This window comes from Flavobacterium sp. FPG59, assembly GCF_002150205.1.
Classification (GTDB): domain Bacteria; phylum Bacteroidota; class Bacteroidia; order Flavobacteriales; family Flavobacteriaceae; genus Flavobacterium.
The window spans coordinates 1-3713 of sequence record NZ_MTCA01000264.1 but is presented as its reverse complement, the minus strand read 5'-3'; the positions used below and the strand labels follow the sequence as shown (position 1 = coordinate 3713).

At 31.6% G+C, this 3713-nt stretch carries 4 protein-coding genes and 1 pseudogene; all 5 read right to left on the bottom strand.

Going from position 1 to position 3713, the window contains the following annotated elements:
* Nucleotides 1-887: ABC transporter ATP-binding protein (locus tag FPG59_RS14740; RefSeq protein WP_176330764.1), on the bottom strand; the 887-nt coding region annotated here is incomplete at its 3' end.
* Entirely contained in the window at nt 887-1255 is a 369-nt protein-coding gene (locus FPG59_RS14735; protein WP_243698888.1) for a hypothetical protein, read from the bottom strand. The genes FPG59_RS14735 and FPG59_RS14740, both read right to left, overlap by 1 nt.
* Nucleotides 1256-1258: 3 nt before the next feature.
* Nucleotides 1259-2146, bottom strand: coding sequence for an HlyD family secretion protein (locus tag FPG59_RS14730; RefSeq protein WP_086455323.1), 888 nt, complete (start codon nt 2144-2146; stop codon nt 1259-1261).
* Between the two features lie 26 nt (nt 2147-2172).
* Entirely contained in the window at nt 2173-3423 is a 1251-nt protein-coding gene (locus FPG59_RS14725) for a TolC family protein (protein WP_086455322.1), read from the bottom strand.
* Between the two features lie 3 nt (nt 3424-3426).
* A pseudogene (locus FPG59_RS16730) lies at nt 3427-3713 on the bottom strand (TetR/AcrR family transcriptional regulator); the annotation flags it as partial.

Here is a 3713-nt window from a genome sequence, read left to right as displayed (position 1 = left end):
ATGAAAACATCTTCAATTGTTATTATTGCGGGTTTTATCACTATGTCGGTGTGATTTTTATTTTTTAAATAGTCGTGTAAATCATCTGGATTAAAATCTGCATTTCTATCAATGTAATGAATGAATTCTCCAAACGCATACACACTATATTGATTGGGATAGTTTTTTAAATCGTGAATCAATCCGTGTGTGTTTTTTGCTTGTACATCATAAATTATTTTTTCATAGTTATTAATAATGTTTTCAGGGGAATCAATTTTTAAAATCTTACCTTTTTGTATCAAAGCGATTCTGTCACAAAGTGAAGCTTCATCCATATAAGGTGTTGAGACTAAAATGGTAATGCCTTTTTTTTGCAATCGTTTGAGCATAATCCAAAATTCTTTTCGGGAAACGGGATCAACTCCGGTGGTAGGCTCGTCCAGAAATAACACTTTTGGCGCATGAATTAACGCACAACACAACGCTAATTTTTGTTTCATTCCGCCAGAAAGCGCTCCTGCTCTTCTCGTTTTGAAAGGCTCAATCTGAACGTAGATGTCTTTGATTAAGTCGTAATTTTCTTCAATCGTGGTTCCAAAAATAGTGGCGAAAAAATCTAAATTTTCTTCCACCGTTAAATCCTGATACAACGAGAATTTCCCGGGCATGTATCCCACAGAATTTCTAATTTCTTTCAGCCCTTTTATTACATCATAACCTGCCACTTCTGCGCTGCCTTCATTAGCTACTAACAGAGTAGTTAGAATTCTGAAAATAGTTGTTTTTCCTGCACCATCTGGTCCAATTAAGCCAAACAGCTCTCCTTCTTTTACATCAAAAGTAATGTTTTCGACTGCTTTTAACTTGTTGTAAGATTTTGATATGTTTTTGACTGAAATGCTCATTATTTTATCAATAAGAAATTACTTTCTTCCTGAGCGTCAACCCAATGTTTTACATTTACAGGAATGTTGAAATAATCACCCGATTGTAATTTTATAGTAGTTCCGTTTTCATCATTGTACGTTGCATTTCCAGAAACGCAAACTAATAAAGCAGGAACTTTAGTAATGTGTTCTGCTAATTGCTCGTTTTTGGCAATTTGTAGTGAAATTACTTTTCCATCGGTAGGTTGAAAAAGTACATTAGTTTGAACGGCTTTATTTTCGGTGTGCAGATTTTTTAAATTCATAGTTGTTGATATTGAGTTGTTTTGAGTTGTTTTGCATCCAATTAAAATAAACATAGATGCCATTACGATAATTATTTTCATTTTTTAGATTTTAAGATTTATCCACATTTCGGCAGGCATCCCAATTTTTAAACTGCCATCGTTTTTGACTTTCACTTTCACGGCATAAACCAGATTTACGCGTTCTTCCTTGGTTTGAATAATTTTCGGAGTAAATTCTGCCGAAGATGCAATCCATGAAATAGTTCCTTGATATGATTTCATATCTTTTGCAGTATCAATTTTTACGGTTACATTTTGTCCTACTTTTATTGAGGATAACTGGGTTTCGCTAACATAAGTGCGCAAAGTCATTTCTGAAATATCTGCAATTTTGTATAGCGGTTTTCCAAATGCAGTTATTTCGCCCGGCTCTGAATATTTGGTTAACACCGTTCCATTGATAGGATTAATAATTTTGCTTTTCGCTATTTGGTCATTGATTTTAGCAATTTGAACATCTATCGATTTCAAGTCACTTAAAATCGGTGCATTTTGAGTTCCAACACTTTTTATTTGCTCTTCAATAACATTTACTTTTCCATCAATTTCATCCACTTGACGTTTGGTTGCAGCATTTTCTGCATACATATTACGGATTCTGTTTTTCTCTAAATTGGTGGTTTTTAATTGCTCCTGCAAAACCCTTTTCTGTGAGACTACATTTGCGGATTTAGACGAAACAGTACTTTTAGATGCGATTAATTGTTGTTTTGCAAAATGTAATTGCAAAGTATCAACTAATCCTACTTGTGATTGAGATTTCAAAACATCTCCTTCTTCTAATTTCAGGAACTCAATTTTCCCGTTCGCTTCGGAGGAAACAGTTATTTCTGTTGCTTCAAAATTCCCGTAACCATCGGCTTTATCGCTATTTTTGTTACAGGAAATTAATCCTATTGTGGCTAGAATTATGATAATTATTTTTTTCATTTTTAAAAATTTTTTCTGATTCTTTTTTATTTTCCTTTGATTATTTCGTAACTCGATTTGGCTAACGACAATTGAACTTCATGTGTTTTTAAAATATTTTTTGCTTCAAACAGGTTAGTTAATTCTGTAAGATATTCTGATGAAGTTATAACACCATTTTTCATTTGAGCATCAGAGGATTTAATGATTTTTTCACGTATTATAATTATTTCGCTATCTGAAAGTAGGAGTTGTTCCATTTTTTTAATTTCATAATCTAGCTCTTCTAATTGCATTTTGTTGTTCAATTCAAATGTTTCTTTTTCTGATGTCACTATTTCTTTTGAAATATCCAATGCCTTTAGGTCTGTTTTATTTTTACCCCAATCAAAAACATTCCAATTGGCTTTTAAGCCCACCACATAGAAAGTCTGAAAAGAATTATCTAACATATTCAGTCCTGGATTTCCGTAACCGGCTTGACCAAAAGCATTTATTTTAGGAAGATTAGATTTGGAAATTACATTTTTAGAAAACTCTAATTGTTGATTTTGCAAATCATAAAAAGCAATTTCCGGTCTTGTTCTTGTTGTATTTATAGAATTAAAATCGGGTTGTAATAAAATTGTTTCGGAGTCAATTTTGGTAAAAGTTAATTCAGAAAGGTTATTTAGTAACTTTATTTTCTCAAATTTAATTTCCGTTAACTGCTGATTGATTTTAATGATTTCAGCTTCTAAAACCTGTTCAGATGCAGGAAGAACAGCGCCAAATTTTACCGCTGATTTTACTTCTTTAACTTTAGATAGAAGTAATTCATTTTTAGACAATAATAAGTTGCTTTTTTCTTGAAGTAATAAAATAGAGAAATAATATTGATTGATTTTACTTTTTAACTGATATAAACTGACCTCAATTTGTTGTTGTTGTATTTTGGTCTGTGCTTCTTTTAATTTAGCATTTGCATCAATTGTACCGCCATTATAAATTAATTGATTGACATCTAAAGTCGCTCTGTATTGGTCTTTATTTAAAGGTTCAACACCAGGTAATGTTGTAGGGAATCCTATTACTTCGGATTGATAAGTTGCTTGAGCGTTTACGTCAATTTTTGGTAATTTTCCTTTGCTTAGTGCCTCAATTTCATAACTAGATTTTTGTTGCAGCAATCCCGTTTGTTTTGATAAAGGATAGTTTTTAGTAGCCAATGCATAACAATCTTCCAATGTCAGAGTTTCCTGTGCATTCGAACTTACAGATAATAGAAATAGTAATAATAGGACTAACTTACTTTTCATAACTTAGATTTTTATAGAATTAATAATAAACTCTGCCACTTCAGTTTTTCGATTTTCTAATATTTTATTGTAGTTGTCTTTGTCCACATCAACGAGAGCCATTAAAAGTGGTTCTCCTATAAATGGAAATATATTTAAACACATTATATTGATAAATAATTGTTCCGCTTCTATTGGTTTAATAATTCCTTGTTGGATGGCATCACTAACCTGAAGTTTGAATTTACTAATAGACGGAAAATTTTTTTCTGATCGAAGCTTTAGTACAAACTCTGGATTTTTATTTAATT